Here is a 16,330-nt window from a genome sequence, read left to right as displayed (position 1 = left end):
GACGAGACAGATTGATCAGACGGGTTGACCGGAGTGCGGGGCGTGCGGGGCGCGGGGCTCAGTCGGGGAGCGCCGCGGCGAGCGTCTCGTGGACGGTGAAGACCGCCTCCGCGCCCGTGATCTGGAACACCCTGGCCACCGGGGGCCGCATCGCCGCCAGATGGACACCGCCGCCGGCGGCGTCCGCCCGCAGCCGGGCGCCGAGGAGGACGTTGAGTCCGGTCGAGTCGCAGAACTCCAGGCCCGAGCAGTCGACGACGAGCCGCGTGCGGCCCTGGTCCAGCGCGTCGTCCAGCGGGACGCGCAGCAGTTCGGCGGTGTGGTGATCGAGTTCACCCACCGGCGCGAGCAGCTCGGTCGCGCCGTCCACGGTCCTGACCTCGACCCGCAGCCGTGCGGGCTGCGCGCTGCCGATGTGCTGGCGGTCCATGGCCGTGCCTCTTCTCGCTCTCGCGGATGCCGACTGACGTGCGTCGAACCCTACAAGCGGGTGGGCCCTCTGTGCACACAGGGCCCCCACATAAAGGGACGAAACGGATTATTGGCACTTGCAACGATTGCCGTCGAGCAGGTAGGGCTAGAAGAGAACACCCGACACGACCGGCTTCGGAGGCGCCGCAAACCGCAGCAAGAACGACGAAGGAGACCCATGTCACCCCGGCTCGACGCCCCGCGCACCCCCGACGCGCCGTCGGCGACGCACCCCCTCGACCACGTGCACGCCCTCACTCCCGACCTGCCGACGGACCGGCCCCTCGACCGGATCGGCCCGGTCGACGCGCGCGCCCTGTCGAAGCAGCTCTTCGCCCGCCTCGCCGAACTCGAAGAGGGCACCCACGCGTACGCGTACGTCCGCAACACGCTCGTCGAACTGAACCTGGCCCTCGTCCGGTTCGCCGCCGCCCGCTACGGCACGCGCAGCGAACCGATGGAGGACATCGTCCAGGTCGGCACCATCGGCCTCATCAAGGCGATCGACCGCTTCGAACTCACCCGAGGCGTCGAGTTCCCGACCTTCGCGATGCCCACGATCATCGGCGAGATCAAGCGCTTCTTCCGCGACACCTCGTGGTCCGTGCACGTGCCCCGCCGTCTCCAGGAGCTCCGGCTCGACCTCGCCCGGGTCGGCGACGACCTCTCCCAGCGGCTCGACCGCGCCCCGACCGTCGCCGAACTGGCCGACGCCCTCGGCATCACCCCCGCCGAGGTCGTCGAGGGCATGACGGCGAGCAACGCCTACACGGCGAGCTCGCTCGACGCCCAGCCCGACGAGGAGGACGGCGGCGGCGGCGAGACCTCGCTCGCCGACCGGCTCGGCTACGAGGACCACGGCCTCACCGGGATCGAGTACATCGCCTCCCTGAAGCCGATGATCGCCTCGCTCCCCGAGCGCGAACGGCAGATCCTCTCCCTGCGCTTCGTCTCCGGACTCACCCAGTCGGAGATCGGCACGGAGCTCGGCATCTCGCAGATGCACGTCTCCCGGCTGCTCTCCCGCACCCTCGCCCGGCTGCGCCGGGGCCTCACTCTGGACGAGTGATCCCCACCGGCTCCCCCGAGCCGTCAAAATGGCCCCCGGAAGGGCCCGTTCACGGTCGGCCGACCAGGGACGGGCCCTTCCGCACGACCGGACGCGCGCCACGGGACGCCCCGCTTCCGCCCCACGGCGGGCTCGTGTTGACGTGCCTTCCGGATTGGGCGACATTGAGCCCGGGGTTTCAGGGGGGAATCACATGGTTTCTGCGTACGCGGAACTGGAAGAACGCATGCGCGGCCGACTGGGGGGCAGGGAGTGCCTCTACGTGCCGTCGTGCCGTCTCGGTCTCTATCTCGCGCTGCGCCACTGGTGCCGGCCCGGCGGCCGGGTGCTGATGTCGCCCGTCAACGACGACGTCATCTTCTTCGTCGCCCTCGCCGCCGGACTCCGCCCGGTGCAGGCGCCGCTCGACCCCCGCGACGGGTCGATCGACACGGCGGCGGTGCCCGAGTCCGTCTGGCGCGGACTCTCCGCCGTCCTCACCACCAACCTGTACGGGAACCCGGATCCCGCGCCCGAGCTGCGCGCCCGGTGCGACCTGCTCGGCATCCCGCTGATCGAGGACGCGGCCCACGCGATCGGCTCCACCGTCGGAGGGCGCCCGGTCGGCGCGTACGGCGAGGCGTCGGTCTTCAGCCTCTCGAAGCACACCGCCGCCAAGACCGGCGGCTTCCTCACCCTCGCCGACCCGGCGCTGCGCGAGGAGTTCGCCGCCGCCCGCGACGCGCTGCTGCACCCGACCCGCGCCACCGCCGAACTCGCCTACCGGATCAGGCCGTACGCCGAGACCGCCGTGCGCGGCCTGCGCCTGGTCACGGCCGCGCGGGCGGCCGTGCGGGCGCTGGGCCTGGAGGAGCGCGCGGAGATACGGATGCCGCTGCGCGCCGACGAGCTGGCCCGGGCCCTGCCCGCCGCGCCCGCGCTCGACCCCTTCCACTCGTGGATCCGGGTGGACATGCACGACTACCGGCTACGGCCGGGGGCGGGCCGGCTGCGCCGCACCGCCCGCCGGCTGGCGCGACTCGACACCGTCCTCGACGCCCACCGCGAGGGCACCCGCAGACTCCTGGCCGGCGAGTTCGCGGCGCCGGGGGCCGCCGACGAGCCGGCGCAGCCGCTGTTCCGGGTGCCCCTGCTCGTCGCTGACCGGGAGGCCGCGACCGCCGCGCTCGCCCGGCACCGGATCACCACCGGCTACCTCTACGACCCGCCGCTCGACAGCTACGCGGGCGAGGCGTTCACCGACCCCTCCCCCGCACCGGAGGCGGCCGCCTGGTTCGCCCGGCACGCCCTGCCCGTCGACCCGCGCCGCGCCGACGAGGTCCTCGCCGTGCTGCGGACCGCCGGCATCCGCCCCGCCCACCACCCGTCGCCGGCCTTCGGGGGCGCCCGGTGACGGAGACGGTACGGCTGCGGGGCCCGGAGCGGCCCGCGCCCGGGGAACCCGCGGACCCCGTGCCCGACCCCCCGGACGCCGGGAGCGGCACCGGCGGGGACCAGGGCGCGGACTCGATGTTCCGCAACGCCTACGCCCTGATGCTCTCCACCGGCGTCTCCGCGGCGCTCGGCCTCGGCTTCTGGCTGGTCGCCGCCCGCTACTACTCGGAGGAGGCCGTCGGGCAGGGCTCCGCCGCCATCGCGGCGCAGCGGATGCTCGCCTCGCTCACCGCCACCACGATGATCGGCGCGGTCGTCCGGTACGTGCCCCGGGCCGGCCGCGCCACCGGTCCCCTCGTCCTGCGGCTGTACCTGGTCAGCACCGTGGTCGTCGCCGTGGCCTGCGGCGTCTTCCTGCTCACCCTGGACTGGTGGGGGCCTTCGTACGCCCCGCTCGGCACCCTGTCCGCCGGGCTGTTCTTCACCGCCTCCTGCGTCGGCTGGGCGCTGCTGACCCTCCAGGACGGCGTCCTCACCGGCCTCAGACGGGCCATCTGGGTGCCCGTCGGCAACGCGGTCTTCTCGCTGGGCAAGCTCGTGCTGCTCGGCGTCCTCGCCACCGGGCTGCCCCTCCTCGGCGTCTTCGTCTCCTGGTCGGCGGCGATCGCCCTCTCCGTGGTCCCGCTCGCCTGGCTCGTCTTCCGGCGGCTCATCCCCCGGCAGGCCGGCGTGGACCACGACCGCGAGCCGCCCACGCTGCGCGAGATCGGCCGCTTCATGGCCGGGGACTCCGTCGGCGCGCTGTTCAGCCTCGCCATGATCAACCTGCTGCCGGTGATGGTCGCCGTCCGCTTCGACGCCGCCCACAACGCCTTCTTCTACACGGCGTACACCGTCGGCGGCACGATGGAGTTCATGGCCATCAACATGGCCTCCTCGCTCACCGCACACGCCTCGCACAGCCCCGAGTCGCTCGCCGAGGGGGTCAGGGGCGCGCTGCGCCGCATGACGCTGCTGCTGGTCCCGGTGGTGCTGTTCCTCGTCGTCCTCGCCCCGCTGCTGCTCACGCCCTTCGGCGAGGAGTACGCCGAGAACGGCACGACCGTCCTGCGGCTCCTGGCCGCCGCCGCCCTGCCCCGGGTCGCGGTCGAGCTGTACATCGGGGTGCTGCGCGTCCAGGGCCGTACGGGCGCGCTCGCCGTCCTCCAGGGCGCGATGTGCGCGCTGGTGCTGGGCAGCGCGGTGGTCCTCCTCGGGCCGTACGGCATCTCCGGCGCGGGGTACGCCGTCCTCGGCTCGATGACGCTGATGGCGGTGGCCTGCGTGCCCGGGCTGCGGGCCGCGCTCAAGGGCCGGGCGCCGGCGGGCCGGACCGGGGCCGCGGCACGGGAGGGCGCGACGGACGACTACGGCACGAACTGGGCGCGGGAGAGCGCCTATCTGCGCGGCGCGCACGAGTCGGTGACTCCGGCGTTCGGCATCCCCGTCTTCGTGCCCGGGCCGCGCGCGGACGCGCCGGGGCACGGCTCCTCGGCCGTGCGGGCGTCCGCGGCGCCGGCCGTCTCCGCCCCGCCTCCCGCCCCGGCCGCGGCGCGGGGCGCCGTGGACCGGCGGGAGGCGGGGCTGTGGCTGCTGCTGGCCGTCGCGGCCGGCCTCTTCTGGGTCCCGCTCCTCCGCTCCGGCGCACTGGCGGTGGAACGACTCTCCGGGACCGGTCTGCTGACCGCGCTCCCGACGGCGACGCTCGCCGCCGGGCTGCTGCTCGTCGTCCTCCAGGGCGCCGCCGTCGGCCTGCGGGTCTTCCGCCCGGACTTCGCCGCGGCGGTCCTCCTCGCGACCTTCCTCGCCCTGCACACCGCCCCGCCGCTGCTCGGGCTGCTGCCCGCCACGGCGGGCGGGCCCGGGGCGGAGCTCCTCGGCGACGGCCTGGCCGGGCCGGTGGCGCCGATCCTGCTCCAGGCGGTGTGCCTGGTGCTCGCGGGGGTGCTGCTGCGGGTGCTGGGAGCGGGCGACCGGGTCACGGCGGGAGTGGTGTGGGTGCTGGTGTGGGTCGGCTGGGCGGGGCAGCAGGCGTTCGCGGCCGCCCCGGTGCCGTTGGTGCTGGGGCTGGGCGGGGCGACGATGGCGGTCTGTGCGTTCCGGGGGCTCGCGGTGGGCCGGCGGCGGTAGGGGGTGTCCCGTCGGTCAGGCCGGGTCGCGTTCCACCGCGCCGCGGGTGGCGGCGGGGAGGGGGACGCCGGGGAGCAGGGCGGCGACGGTGACGAAGAGGGCGAGGACCAGCAGGAAGGCGGTGAGGGAGAACGTCCTGGTCAGGAAGAGGGTGGTCGCGGTGAGCGTGGCCACGGAGAGGCTGACGGGCGCGGCGAGCGCCAGGGCCTCCAGGCGGGCTCCCGGCCGCAGGCCGAGCGGCTGGGGCATCAGCAGGGCGAGGCCCGGTGCGACGGTGACGAAGACGAGGACGGGGATCCAGCGCAGCGGCGAGCCGCCGGGGAGCGCGGTCGCGGCGAGCGCGACCCATCCGGAGGCCGCGAGCGCGGCGCGGCGCTGGACGCGCGGGGTCAGGCGTGGCGGGGCCATGGCGTACCTGTTCCTGGGGGTTCGACGGGCGGTCAGCGGGCGGCGGGCGGCGTGTAGCGCAGGACGGTCCCGTACGGGTTCTTCATGAGGACCGTGAAGAGCGGGGACTTCTCCAGCGCCGTGCGCACGGTGTCGAAGCCGCCCTCCGGGAGGTACCCCTCGCCGATGACGGACTCGGACTGGGTGCGGGTGAGGACGACGAACGCGGGCTGGCCCGCGGGGATGCCGCCGGCCAGATAGCCGGCCGGGTCCTTCAGCATCCGCAGGTTCTCGTCGACCTCCTGCTCGGTGAAGAACCACCGGTCGTACCGGTCGTAGCGGTAGTACGAGTCGGGGAAGGCGCCCGTCGCCGCGATGATCAGCGCGCCCTCGGGAGCCTGGTCGAAGGCGTGCCGGGTGAGCGCGGTCTCGCCGGACGGGGCGTAGTGCATGCCCTCCTTGCCGTAGTACGAGGGCAGGAATCCGGCGAGCATGACGACGAGGGTGACGGGCAGGGCGACGGCCGTCGCCCTGCGGGCGAGGACGGCGGCGCGGCTCGTGGCGCCGGCCGCGGGCACGAGCGCGGCGGCGGCGAAGAAGGCCGCGCCGGGGAGCCCGAAGAGGTAGACGCGGAAGATCATCTCGCCGCCGTAGTCGTTCACCGCGAACATCGGCACGGGCGCGGCGGCCGCGAGCAGCAGCGGCAGGGCGCTGCGGACCAGCCGGCGGCGGAGCAGGACGGCCGCGGCGGCGAGGCCGCCGAGCGCGAGGACCATGACGATGTTGGCGCCGCCGACGAGTTCGGGGCCGGGGCCGGTGGGGTCGCCGGCGAAGCCGGGCCGCGAGTTGCCGAGCAGGTCGCCGGCCTTCTCGCGGAGGGTGCCGAGGGTCTCCAGGAAGAGCTCCCGGCCCATCGTCAGGTTCCAGACGAGCATGACGGCACCGGAGACGGCGAGCAGACCGAGGTTGCGGTAGCGGCGGGTGAGGCAGAGGACGAACAGGGTCGCGCACAGCATGATGGGGGTGAGCTGGTGCGAGGCGTTGATCGTCGCGATGATCGGCAGGAGGAACAGGACGGCGACCGCGCGCTGCCGGGTCGTGGTGGGCGGCGGCACGGAGGAGGCGGCCGGGTCGAGCGTGGACCGGTCGCGGAGGTCGCCGGCCGAGCCGGGCAGCACGAAGTGCCGGACGACGACGGCGAACACGGTGAGGTAGAGCAGGTACGAGAAGCCCTGCGGCGACAGGTAGTCCTGGCCCACCCAGTTCGCCAGCTGGAAGATCCACACGCCGGTCCAGACGAGACGCCAGTCGTCGCTGAAGGTGCGGTAGACGAGGATGAGGACGGGCACGGTCAGCATGCCGAGCGCGACCGGCGCCCAGTTGATGAACGAGGCGGCGGCGTCGACGCCGAAGGCCCGGACGAGGGCCGCGTCGAGGGCGAAGAAGCCCGGCCACTGGTCGTACGCGGACATGCCGCCGGTCAGGGGGCGGCCCGGGTGGACGGTCCCCTCGGTCAGCAGCCGGGTGATGATCGCGTCGTGCTTGGACGCCCAGGCGTAGCGGACGGTGTCGTAGAGGATCGCGGGCGGCGCCTTGAGGGCGACGAGCATCGCCGCGCAGTACGTCGCGGGCCAGAGCGGCGCGGTGCCCGCCCGGCGCAGGGTGAGGACGAAGCCGAAGGTCAGGACGGCGAGCGCGGCGTAGAAGGCGATCGGGAAGCGGTCGAGCAGCCCGAACTGGTCCATGTCGCGGTAGTCGATCCGCGGCAGCGCCCAGAGCCAGAGCGCGGCGGCCGCGGCCAGCGGGGCGACGTTGTGGGTGACGGGTGAGCGGAGGAGCCCGGCGAGGTCGGGGCGTCCGGCGCGCCCGCGGTCCGCGGCCGCGCCCTTCGCCTCCCGGCCGGCCGGGTCGGGCCGCGACGGAACGCCGCTCCCGGTCACCGGTGTTGGCACATGGTGCTGCACGACGCCACTCCCCCCACGAACTGTCCCTTCGGCGAAGTACAGGAAGGTACTTCGGTTCCGTTCGGGCGATCAACTCCCGGAAGGTCCCGGATCGTCGTCCGCCCGCGGTGCGCGACGGCACCGTCGAGCGCGCGGTCAGCCCGCGAACTCGGGCCCCTTGAGCAGGGCGCGGGCCCTGCGGTACATCCGCCAGCCGACGGTGGGCAGCGAGTCCGGGTAGGGCGCGGCCTTCGCGCCGCGCCCCTCCATCCACTGCTCGACGTCGGCGACGGTGTGGCCGCGGCGCAGGATGAGCCGGGCGATGCGGAAGACCTCGTCGGTCCCGGAGCTGAGCGCGTGCCGGACGGCGACGGCCGAGGTGTACCCGGCGGCCGCGGCGGCCCGCCGGACGGCCGGGCTGTTGTAGCCGTGGGGGTAGGCGAGGTGCCGGACCTCGTGGCCGAGGACGTCCTCCAGGACCGCCCTGGCCTCGCCCAGCTCACGGCGCAGCGCGTTCGGCGCCAGGGTGTCGAGCTGCGGGTGGGTGACGGTGTGGGCGCCGACCTCCATGCCGTACTGCTCCAGGCGCGGCGCCTGCGCGAGCGTCATCATCGGCGCGGGCGGCAGCAGACAGGGCCGGCCGGGGGTGAGGGCGCCGGTGGTCAGGTAGGCGGTCGCCGGCAGCTTGCGGGCGGCGAGCGCCTCGGCCGTCGGCCCGACCAGGTCGGCGAAGCCGTCGTCGAAGGTGAGGACGACGGGGCGGGGCGGCAGCGGGGTCCCGGCGGTGACGTGCGCGGCGAGCTCGCCGACGGTGACCGCGGTCCGGCCGCTGGCGACGACCGCGTCCAGCTGGGAGGCGAACTCCCGCGGCGAGACGGTGAATTCGGCGATCCAGTCCGGCGGGTCCTCCATCACGGCGTGGTAGAGGAGGACGGGTATCCGGCGGTGGACGGGGGTCCCGCTCATCGGGCGTTCCTCCCCCGCCGCGCCCGCACGCGGGCCTGCGCGTATCCGATCGGGCCGAAGAGCATGCCGCGTCGCTCCAGTCGGGAGAGGCCGCGAGGCCAGGGATGGTGGTGGGTGCCGTGCTCGCCCGGGACGCCGCCGGCGGGGCCCTCCCCGCGCTGCGCCGTCATCGTCCGGGCGTGGGCGAGGCCGCGCGGGAGCCGGGCGAGCAGCGCGGGCAGCAGGCGGGGGCGGCGCACCAGCGTCGCCGTGAGGTACGCGGTGAGGCCCGCGCCGTAGCCGTACGCCTGGTTCCGCAGGTCCTGCCAGGTGTCGCGGTGGTGGTGCCAGACGAGGGCCTCGGCGGTGTACCGGAGCCGGAAGCCGGCGGAGAGGACCGCGACGAAGGCGTACAGGTCGTCGCCGCCCCGGGCCGCGGTGCCCGTGCCGGTCGCCGGGTCGAAGCCGCCGGCCTCGCGCAGGGCCGCGGCGCGGAACGCCATGTTGGCGCCCGATCCGAAGCTGCCCGCCGTGAACGGGAAGAGCGGCTCGTCGGCGGGCGGCTCGGCGGGGTCGTACACGCGCGGCGCGAACCCCTTGGCGAAGCCGCCGTGCGACTCCAGGAGGATCTGGGCCGGGGTGCGCAGCCGGGCGGGCAGGATCAGGCCCGTGACGCAGCCGAGGCCGGGATCGGCGGCGAAGGGCTCGGTCAGGGCGGTCAGCCAGTGCGGGTCGGCGATCACGTCGTCGTCGGTGAAGGCGACGACGGTGCCGTCGGCGGCGGCGAGGCCCGCGTTGTGGGCGACGGCGAGTCCCGGGGTGTCCTCGCGCACGTACCGGACGCGGTCCGCGTACGTCCCGGTGACCAGGTCGTGGGTGTCGGTGGTGAGCGGCGCGTTGTCCACGACGATCAGCTCGTGGTCGGGGTGGTCCTGGGCCAGCAGCGAGTCGAGCGCGCGGGCCAGCTGCTCGGGGCGCTCGCGGGTGGCGACGACGACGGAGGCGCGGGGCGGGACGGCGACGGGCCGGCTCCGGGCCAGGAGGTCGGGGCGGGCGAGCGGCCGCGCGGCGGCCAGCCGCTCGGCGGCCGTCCGGGGGCCCGCCTCGGCGAGCCGGCGCCGGGCCGGGCCGGCGAGCACCTCGGCCGGGTCCTCTCCCTCCGCCACGACCGCGACCACGGTGGCCGCGGGCCGGCCCCGGAGCCGCACCAGCGCGTACACCTCGCCCGGCTCGACCGGAGGGCCCCCGGGCGCCGGGCGGAAGGCCAGGACGGGCCCTTCGGGCGTGTCGAGGTCGAGCTCGGCCACGGATATCGGCCGGGGTGCAGGGCTGCTCATCGGGGATCCCCCACGGAGGTACGGCGGACGAGGGCGGGGCGGGGGCAGGGGGTCAACGGTTGCCCCGCAGGCGGGCCAGACCGTTGAGGGCGGCGCGGCCGCGGGCGGCGAGGGCCGGTCGTTCGCGGACGAACCCGACGACCCGGCGGGGCGGTTCGCGGCGCACCCAGTGGAGGGCGGCGCGGACGCCCGGGCGGACGACGGTCCCCTCGTGCACCCTCAGCTCGCCCGTCTTCAGCGAGTCCTTGTACTCGGCGGCCCCGCGCCCCAGGTCGAGCAGGGTGATCCCGGCGGCCGCCGCGCCCTGCGCCATCCGCAGATGGAGCACCAGACCGGGCGAGAACTTCGCGAACTCCGGGTCGTAGGAGGGGAACCAGCAGGCGAGGACGGAGCGCGAGCGCAGGCCGAAGTGGGCGGCGATCGGCCGGTCCCCGAGGTAGAGCACCGACAGCACCCCGGAGCAGCCCGGGGCGCGCTGCTGGTGGAGGCGGCGGACGAGGGCGCTGATCCACTCCTTGGCGAAGCGGTCGCCCCGGCCGGTCCTGCGGTACTGGGCGGACTTCCACTCCATGAGGGTGCGCAGGGCCGCGGGGTCGCGCTCGTCGAAGACGAAGCGGACCTCCTCGTCGGAACGGCGGCCGAGCTTGCGCTCCTTGGCCAGGGTGGTCCGGAGGAACTTGGGCGAGCGCAGGCGCAGCTGCGCCTCGTAGGCCGCGTACCCCTCGCCGACGTCGATCACGGGCGAGGCGAAGGACTCGACGGCCGCGCCCTCGAAGACCGGCTGGCCGTCCTCCAGGTTGTCGAAGCCCCACACGGCGAGCCCGCAGGCGCGCAGCACGGCCCGTGCAGCAGGGCGCAGGCCGGGCCTCAGGACGGCCCCCTGGCTGTCGGAGACGCCGAAGCCGATCGCCCGGCCGATCCCGAACGGGCCTCTCTCGTACGGGAAGAACCCGACGGGCTCGTCGCCCTCGCACCACACCGCGACCCGCGATCCGGGCCGCACCTCGGCCACCGCGCGGGTGAACTCCGGTTCCATGAAGGGGTTCGCGGGCGCCCCGGACTTGATCCGCAGCTCCCGCCACACCTCGATCTCGCGGTCGGTCAGCTCCCCGGGCCTCACGATCCGCATGCGAAAAGCGCTCACCTTACCGACCCCCCGGCCTTCCCCCTGAGTGCTGCCAGGACAGGACGGTACCCGTCCGCAACCGGAGGGGAAGGGGTACCCGGTCTTCCGTGCCCGACTTGTGAGGGAACGGACCGGGCGATGCGGGCCGCACCCGGCGCCGCCGGTCAGTCGCCGAAGGCCAGGCGGATGCCGAAGGCGGCGATGACGGTGCCGGTGAGGCGGTCGAGGGTGCGGCGGGTGGAGGGGCGGCGGAGCCGGGCGGAGAGGAGGCGGGCGCAGGCGACGAGGGCGGTGGACCAGAGCAGGCCGAGGAGGATGTGCTCGGCGGTGAGCAGCAGGCCCATCGCCAGGTGGTCGGTGTCCGGGGGGAGGAACTGCGGGAGGACGGCGACGTAGAAGGCGCCGACCTTCGGGTTGAGGAGGTTGGTGAGGGCGCCCTGGCGCCAGCCGGCCGCCAGGGAGTCCTGCGCGGCGGGGGCCGGTTCGTCCGGGTCCGCGGCGGGGAGGCCGCGGAAGGTCCTGCGGAGCATCCGGACGCCCATCCAGACCAGGTACGCGGCCCCCGCCCACCGCAGGAGCTCGTAGGCGAGGTGGGAGGCCGTGAGGAGCGCGGTCACGCCCAGCGACGTCAGCGCGCCCCAGGCGAGGACGCCGGTCTGGATGCCGAGGACGACGCCCCAGGCCCGCGCGCGGTGACCGAGGGCCGAGGTGCGCAGGACCAGGGCGGTGTCGAGGCCCGGGGTGAGGGTGAGGAGCCCCACGACCAGGGCGAAGGACCAGAGCGCGGTGGTGACGGTCATGGCCCCGAGGGTAGGGGGTCGTCGGCGCGGCCCCGGTGTGCCCTCAGGCGCGGCGGCGCACGTCCGTGCAGGCGACCTCGGGGGAGGCGCCGTAGGGCTCGAAGGCGGTGCGGGTGCCGTCGAAGGTGCCGGCGAGGCACAGCTCACCCATGAAGCGGAGGTCGAGGGTGAACACGACCGCGTCGCCCTTCTTCCGGGGGCCGTCGAGGCGGTAGGCGACGTCGTACCCGAGGCCGTGGAGGGCCTTCTCGACGGCGGCCGGGTCCGCCGGGGTCCGGCCGTCGAGGGCCTTGCCGATGCGCTCGCCGTGGCGGCCCGCCGCGCACTTGTCGACGTCGCCCAGCTCGGCTTCCCGGCGGGCGCGCTCGAAGTCCCAGGACGGGCCGGTCTCCGGGGCCGGGTCGTCGATCGGGACGGGGACCTCGGACGGGCCGCCGGCCGGCGGCGGGAGCGGCGCGCCCGGGTCCCGCGCCGGTTCCCCCGACTCGCCGAGGGGCGGCTCCGGCAGGGCCGACGGCCCGGTGGCCGGGCCGCCCGCGCACGGTTCGGCGACGGTGAGGGCGAGCTGCATCATCCGGAGCTCGGCCGTCTGCTGCGCGGGGGTGAGGCGGGGGTCGTCGGCGGGGTCGGTGCGGGGGGCGGTGGGGGTCGCGGAGGGGGCGGGCGCGGAGGGGCTCGCGGTGGGGTTCCCCACCTGGGCGGCGGCCGCCCCGGAGCGTGCCGGGGCGGCCTTGCCGGCCTCGGTCGTGCCGCAGGCGGTCAGGGCGAGGGCGCACAGGGCGGCCAGCGCGAGGCCGCTGCCGATTCGGGTGTTCCGCGAGGGCGTCGAGGTCATGATCGAAGTCTCGGCGAGGGCGCCGGGCCCCCGCCTGAGTACCGCTACTCAATCCCGTGCTCAGACCACCCGTACGCCGGCCCGCCAGACCTCGGTGACCAGCGGGACGCCGGGGCGGTAGGCCAGGTGGACGGCGGAGGGGGCGTCGAGGACGGCGAGGTCCGCGCGGGCGCCGGGCACGAGGCGGCCGACGTCGGTGCGGCGCAGGGCCGCGGCGCCGCCGGCGGTCGCCGCCCAGACGGCCTCGTCGGGCGTCATGCCCATGTCCCTCACCGCGAGGGCGATGCAGAAGGGGACGGAGGAGGTGAAGGACGAGCCGGGGTTGCAGTCCGTGGACAGGGCGACGGTGACGCCCGCGTCCAGGAGGCGGCGGGCGTTCGGCCACTCGGCGCGGGTGGAGAACTCCGCCCCGGGCAGCAGCGTGGCGACCGTGTCGCCGGAGGCGAGCGCGTCCACGTCCGCGTCCGTCAGATGGGTGCAGTGGTCGGCGCTCGCCGCGTCCAGTTCCACCGCCAGCTGGACGCCGGGGCCGTACGTGAGCTGGTTGGCGTGCACCCGGGGGTGGAGGCCCTTCGCCTTGCCGGCGGTGAGGATGGCGCGTGCCTGGTCGCCGTCGAAGGCGCCCTTCTCGCAGAAGACGTCCACCCAGCGGGCGTACGGGGCGCAGGCGTCGAGCATCTCGCCCGTCACCAGCTCCACGTAGGCCGCCGGGTCGTCGGCGTAGTCCGGCGAGACGATGTGCGCGCCGAGGTAGGTGACCTCGTCGGTGTGCTCGGCCGCGATGCGCAGGGCGCGGGCCTCGTCCTCGACCGTCAGGCCGTAGCCCGACTTGGTCTCGAAGGTGGTGGTGCCCTGGCGGAGGGCCTCGCGGAGGTAGCGGGCCACGTTCGCGGAGAGCTGTTCGTCCGAGGCCGCCCGGGTCGCCGCGACGGTGGTGCGGATGCCGCCCGCCTTGTAGGGCTGTCCCGACATGCGGGCGTTGAACTCGGCGGTGCGGTCGCCCGCGAAGACGAGGTGCGAGTGGGAGTCGACGAAGCCGGGGATCACGGCCCGGCCCCCGGCGTCGACCCGGTTGTCAGTGGCGGGTGCTTTGCTGGATTCACCGACCCAGACGACGCGGTCGCCGTCGATGACGACGGCCGCGTCCTGGATCAGGCCGAGAGGAGTTCCATCACCGGAGGAGGGGTCGTTGGTGACGAGACTGGCGATGTTGACGATGGCGGTGGCGGTCGTCGCCACGGCGCTGTTCGCGCTCGTGGGCGCGGAGTTCGCCGCCTTGTTGTTCGTCGCCTCGGGGCCGGTGTTCATGAGGGGTCTCTCCTTCAGCCGCGCAGCGCGGCGATCGAGTCCGCGAGGGCCTGGGCCGCGTCCGGGACGACGGCGTGGATCCCGTCCCGTACGACATGGCGGCCGCCCACGATCGTGTGCCGCACGTCCGCGGCCGACGCTGCGAATACCGCCGTCTCGGCTGCCAGACGCGGTGCCGGTCCCGCTGTCCTGACCGAGTCCAGCGCGAGCGTCGTGAAGTCGGCCAGGGCGCCCGGCTCCAGGGTGCCGGCGTCCGTCCAGCCGAGGGCGGCATGGCCGTCCGCCGTGGCGGCGCGCAGGAGGGCCGCAGTCGTCCAGTGGCCGCGGGTGCGGGTGCGCAGGCGTTCGTTCAGCTCCATCGCGCGCGCCTCCTCCAGGAGGTCGATCACCGCGTGGCTGTCGCTGCCGAGGGACAGCGGGGAGCCGGCCTGCTGGAGGGCGACGGCGGGACCGATGCCGTCGGCCAGGTCGCGTTCCGTCGTGGGGCACATGCAGGTGCCGGTGGACGTCGAGCCGATGAGGGCGATGTCGCCGCCCGTCATGTGGGTGTTGTGGACGCCCGTGGTCCGGGGGTCGAGCACGCCGTGGTCGGCGAGGAGCTGGGTGGGCGTGCGGCCGTGGGCGGCGAGGCAGGCGTCGTTCTCGGCGGTCTGCTCGGAGAGGTGGACGTGGAGGGGGGCCTGCCGGTCCTGGGCCCAGCGGGCCACCGTCGACAGCTGGTCCGCCGGGACCGCGCGCACGGAGTGGATCGCCGCCCCGATCCGCACGCCGTCCCGTTCCTTGAGGCCGCTCACCCGCTCGGCCCACGCCTCGGCCGTGCCGTCGGAGAAGCGGAGCTGGTGGCGTTCGGGCGCGGCACCGAAGCCCGACGAGAGGTACGCGGTGTCGAGGAGGGTGATGCGGATGCCGGCCTCGCCGGCGGCGGCGATCAGGGCCTCGCCCATGGCGTTGGGGTCGGCGTAGGGGGTGCCGCCGGGCGCGTGGTGGAGGTAGTGGAACTCGCCGACGGCCGTGATGCCCGCCAGCGCCATCTCCGCGTACACGGCGCGGGCGAGGGCGAAGTAGCTGTCGGGGGTGAGGCGCTGGGCCACGTTGTACATGACCTCGCGCCAGGTCCAGAAGGTGCCGGAGCCGACCTGGACGGTGCCGCGCAGGGCGCGGTGGAAGGCGTGCGAGTGGGCGTTGGCCAGGCCGGGGATCGTCAGTCCGCGCAGGACGACGGCGCCGGGCGGGGGCGTGTCCACTCCCGTGCGCACGGCGTCGATGCGGCCGTCCCGGGAGCCCGCGGCGGAGTCGCCGGTGGACACGGTCAGGGCCACGCCCGGCTCGACGTTGGTGCCGAGCCAGGCGTGTTCCAGCCAGTACGTCGTCAGCGGCACGCCAGCTCCTCCAGTACGTCGGCGAGTGCGAGGACTCCGGCCACGCAGTCGTCCTCGGCCGCGGATTCGGCCGGGGAGTGCGAGACGCCGGTGGGGTTCCGTACGAACAGCATGGCGGTCGGGATCGACTCGGACAGGATGCCCGCGTCGTGGCCGGCGCCGGTGCCGAGGACGGGGACCTTGCCCGAGGTCCCGAGGATCCGGGACAGCTCGTCGCGCAGGGCGTGCGAGAAGTCCACCACCGGGGTGAAGGACTCCCGGACGACGGTGAGGTCGATGCCGTGGCGGTCGGCGAAGGCGCGGGCCTCCGCCTCGATGCCGGTGACGACCTTGTCCAGGGCGCCCTGGTCGGCGGCGCGGGCGTCGAGCCAGCCGCGGACCAGCGACGGGATGGCGTTGACGCCGTTCGGCTCGACCGCGATCTTGCCGAAGGTGGCGACGGCACCGGCGAGTTCGGCCTCGCGGCGGGCGGCGAGGACCGTCTCCGCGTAGGTGAGCATCGGGTCGCGGCGGTCGACGAGGCGGGTGGTGCCGGCGTGGTTGGCCTCGCCCGCGAAGTCGTACCGCCAGCGGCCGTGCGGCCAGATGGCGGAGGCGATGCCGATGGCGTCGCCGGAGAGGTCGAGGGCCCGCCCCTGCTCGACGTGCAGTTCGACGAAGGCGCCGATCCGGGCGAGCCGTTCGGGGTCGGGGCCGATCGCCTCGGGGTCGTACCCGGCCGCCTCCATGGCCTGCGGGAGGGTGACGCCGTCGGCGTCGCGGAGCTCGTACGCCTGCTCCTTCGTCAGCCGGCCGCCGGTGAGGCGGGAGCCGACGCAGGCGAGGCCGAAGCGGGCGCCCTCCTCGTCGCCGAAGTTGACGATGGCGAGGGGCCGCCGGAACGAGACGCCGCGGGAGCGGAGTTCGTCGAGGGCGGCGAAGGCGGACACGACGCCGAGGGGGCCGTCGAAGGCGCCGCCGTCGGGGACGGAGTCAAGGTGCGAGCCGGTGACCACGGCGTCGCCGGCCGTCGGGTCGCCGAGCCAGGCCCACTGGTTGCCGTTGCGGTCGGTCTCGACGTCCAGACGTCGGGCCTCGGCCTGCATCCGGAACCAGAGCCGGCAGTCGGCGTCGGCCTGGGTCCAGGCGTAGCGGCGGTAGCCGCCCGAGGCGGCGCTGCGGCCGATGGGCCGCAGCGACCGCCACAT

Annotated in this window: 14 protein-coding genes; 3 read left to right on the top strand and 11 right to left on the bottom strand. The window is 75.0% G+C overall.

What is annotated here, in order from left to right; all coding sequences use genetic code 11:
- Positions 1-58: 58 nt before the first annotated feature.
- Complete coding sequence (locus AB0424_RS27070; protein ID WP_366309157.1) at positions 59-430, bottom strand: STAS domain-containing protein; 372 nt, start codon at positions 428-430, stop codon at positions 59-61.
- 219 nt (positions 431-649) lie between these two features.
- Here AB0424_RS27070 and AB0424_RS27065 point away from each other — a divergent pair, with 219 nt between their 5' ends.
- From AB0424_RS27065 to AB0424_RS27055, 3 genes are all read left to right on the top strand, one after another.
- On the top strand, positions 650-1,540 hold the full coding sequence (locus tag AB0424_RS27065) for an RNA polymerase sigma factor SigF (RefSeq protein WP_366309156.1): 891 nt from the start codon (positions 650-652) through the stop codon (positions 1,538-1,540).
- A 193-nt stretch (positions 1,541-1,733) separates the two neighbouring features.
- Positions 1,734-2,933 (top strand): DegT/DnrJ/EryC1/StrS family aminotransferase, encoded by a 1,200-nt coding sequence (locus AB0424_RS27060; protein WP_366309155.1) that lies wholly within the window; start codon positions 1,734-1,736, stop codon positions 2,931-2,933.
- A 59-nt stretch (positions 2,934-2,992) separates the two neighbouring features.
- Positions 2,993-5,083, top strand: coding sequence for a lipopolysaccharide biosynthesis protein (locus AB0424_RS27055; RefSeq protein WP_366309176.1), 2,091 nt, complete (start codon positions 2,993-2,995; stop codon positions 5,081-5,083).
- A gap of 15 nt (positions 5,084-5,098) precedes the next feature.
- Here the strand turns inward: AB0424_RS27055 and AB0424_RS27050 are convergent, their stop codons facing one another.
- From AB0424_RS27050 to AB0424_RS27005, 10 genes are all read right to left on the bottom strand, one after another.
- Positions 5,099-5,491 carry a hypothetical protein gene (locus AB0424_RS27050; protein ID WP_366309154.1) on the bottom strand — a complete coding sequence of 131 codons (393 nt, stop codon included), beginning with the start codon at positions 5,489-5,491 and terminating at the stop codon, positions 5,099-5,101.
- Positions 5,492-5,523: 32 nt separating this feature from the next.
- Entirely contained in the window at positions 5,524-7,434 is a 1,911-nt protein-coding gene (locus AB0424_RS27045) for a hypothetical protein (protein ID WP_366309153.1), read from the bottom strand.
- 135 nt (positions 7,435-7,569) lie between these two features.
- Entirely contained in the window at positions 7,570-8,379 is an 810-nt protein-coding gene (locus tag AB0424_RS27040) for a polysaccharide deacetylase family protein (RefSeq protein ID WP_366309152.1), read from the bottom strand.
- A complete protein-coding gene (locus AB0424_RS27035; RefSeq protein WP_366309151.1) occupies positions 8,376-9,695 on the bottom strand; it encodes a glycosyltransferase in 1,320 nt (439 codons plus the stop codon). Before AB0424_RS27035 ends, AB0424_RS27040 begins: the two co-directional genes overlap by 4 nt.
- A gap of 52 nt (positions 9,696-9,747) precedes the next feature.
- Positions 9,748-10,824 (bottom strand): GNAT family N-acetyltransferase, encoded by a 1,077-nt coding sequence (locus AB0424_RS27030; RefSeq protein WP_366309150.1) that lies wholly within the window; start codon positions 10,822-10,824, stop codon positions 9,748-9,750.
- Positions 10,825-10,985: 161 nt separating this feature from the next.
- Positions 10,986-11,621 carry a LysE family translocator gene (locus AB0424_RS27025; RefSeq protein WP_366309149.1) on the bottom strand — a complete coding sequence of 212 codons (636 nt, stop codon included), beginning with the start codon at positions 11,619-11,621 and terminating at the stop codon, positions 10,986-10,988.
- A 43-nt stretch (positions 11,622-11,664) separates the two neighbouring features.
- Positions 11,665-12,456 carry a hypothetical protein gene (locus AB0424_RS27020; RefSeq protein WP_366309148.1) on the bottom strand — a complete coding sequence of 264 codons (792 nt, stop codon included), beginning with the start codon at positions 12,454-12,456 and terminating at the stop codon, positions 11,665-11,667.
- Between the two features lie 60 nt (positions 12,457-12,516).
- Positions 12,517-13,764 carry an imidazolonepropionase gene (gene hutI, locus AB0424_RS27015; RefSeq protein ID WP_366309147.1) on the bottom strand — a complete coding sequence of 416 codons (1,248 nt, stop codon included), beginning with the start codon at positions 13,762-13,764 and terminating at the stop codon, positions 12,517-12,519.
- A gap of 14 nt (positions 13,765-13,778) precedes the next feature.
- Positions 13,779-15,143, bottom strand: a complete 1,365-nt coding sequence (locus tag AB0424_RS27010; protein WP_366309146.1) for a formimidoylglutamate deiminase — start codon at positions 15,141-15,143, stop codon at positions 13,779-13,781.
- Complete coding sequence (locus AB0424_RS27005) at positions 15,134-16,330, bottom strand: allantoate amidohydrolase (RefSeq protein WP_366309175.1); 1,197 nt, start codon at positions 16,328-16,330, stop codon at positions 15,134-15,136. The genes AB0424_RS27010 and AB0424_RS27005 overlap by 10 nt, the downstream gene beginning before the upstream one ends.

This window comes from Streptomyces sp. NPDC051180, assembly GCF_040689545.1.
GTDB lineage: Bacteria > Actinomycetota > Actinomycetes > Streptomycetales > Streptomycetaceae > Streptomyces.
Note: the sequence above shows the minus strand (reverse complement) of the source record. Positions and strands in the feature narration are given on the sequence as shown.

Coding starts and splice junctions, on each gene's coding strand:
- AB0424_RS27035 (WP_366309151.1), bottom strand. CDS start 9,695: ATGAGCAGCCCTGCACCCCGGCCGATATCCGTGGCCGAGCTCGACCTC.
- AB0424_RS27025 (WP_366309149.1), bottom strand. CDS start 11,621: ATGACCGTCACCACCGCGCTCTGGTCCTTCGCCCTGGTCGTGGGGCTC.
- AB0424_RS27030 (WP_366309150.1), bottom strand. CDS start 10,824: ATGCGGATCGTGAGGCCCGGGGAGCTGACCGACCGCGAGATCGAGGTG.
- AB0424_RS27065 (WP_366309156.1), top strand. CDS start 650: ATGTCACCCCGGCTCGACGCCCCGCGCACCCCCGACGCGCCGTCGGCG.
- AB0424_RS27005 (WP_366309175.1), bottom strand. CDS start 16,330: ATGTGGCGGTCGCTGCGGCCCATCGGCCGCAGCGCCGCCTCGGGCGGC.
- AB0424_RS27070 (WP_366309157.1), bottom strand. CDS start 430: ATGGACCGCCAGCACATCGGCAGCGCGCAGCCCGCACGGCTGCGGGTC.
- AB0424_RS27040 (WP_366309152.1), bottom strand. CDS start 8,379: ATGAGCGGGACCCCCGTCCACCGCCGGATACCCGTCCTCCTCTACCAC.
- hutI (WP_366309147.1), bottom strand. CDS start 13,764: ATGAACACCGGCCCCGAGGCGACGAACAACAAGGCGGCGAACTCCGCG.
- AB0424_RS27060 (WP_366309155.1), top strand. CDS start 1,734: ATGGTTTCTGCGTACGCGGAACTGGAAGAACGCATGCGCGGCCGACTG.
- AB0424_RS27020 (WP_366309148.1), bottom strand. CDS start 12,456: ATGACCTCGACGCCCTCGCGGAACACCCGAATCGGCAGCGGCCTCGCG.
- AB0424_RS27050 (WP_366309154.1), bottom strand. CDS start 5,491: ATGGCCCCGCCACGCCTGACCCCGCGCGTCCAGCGCCGCGCCGCGCTC.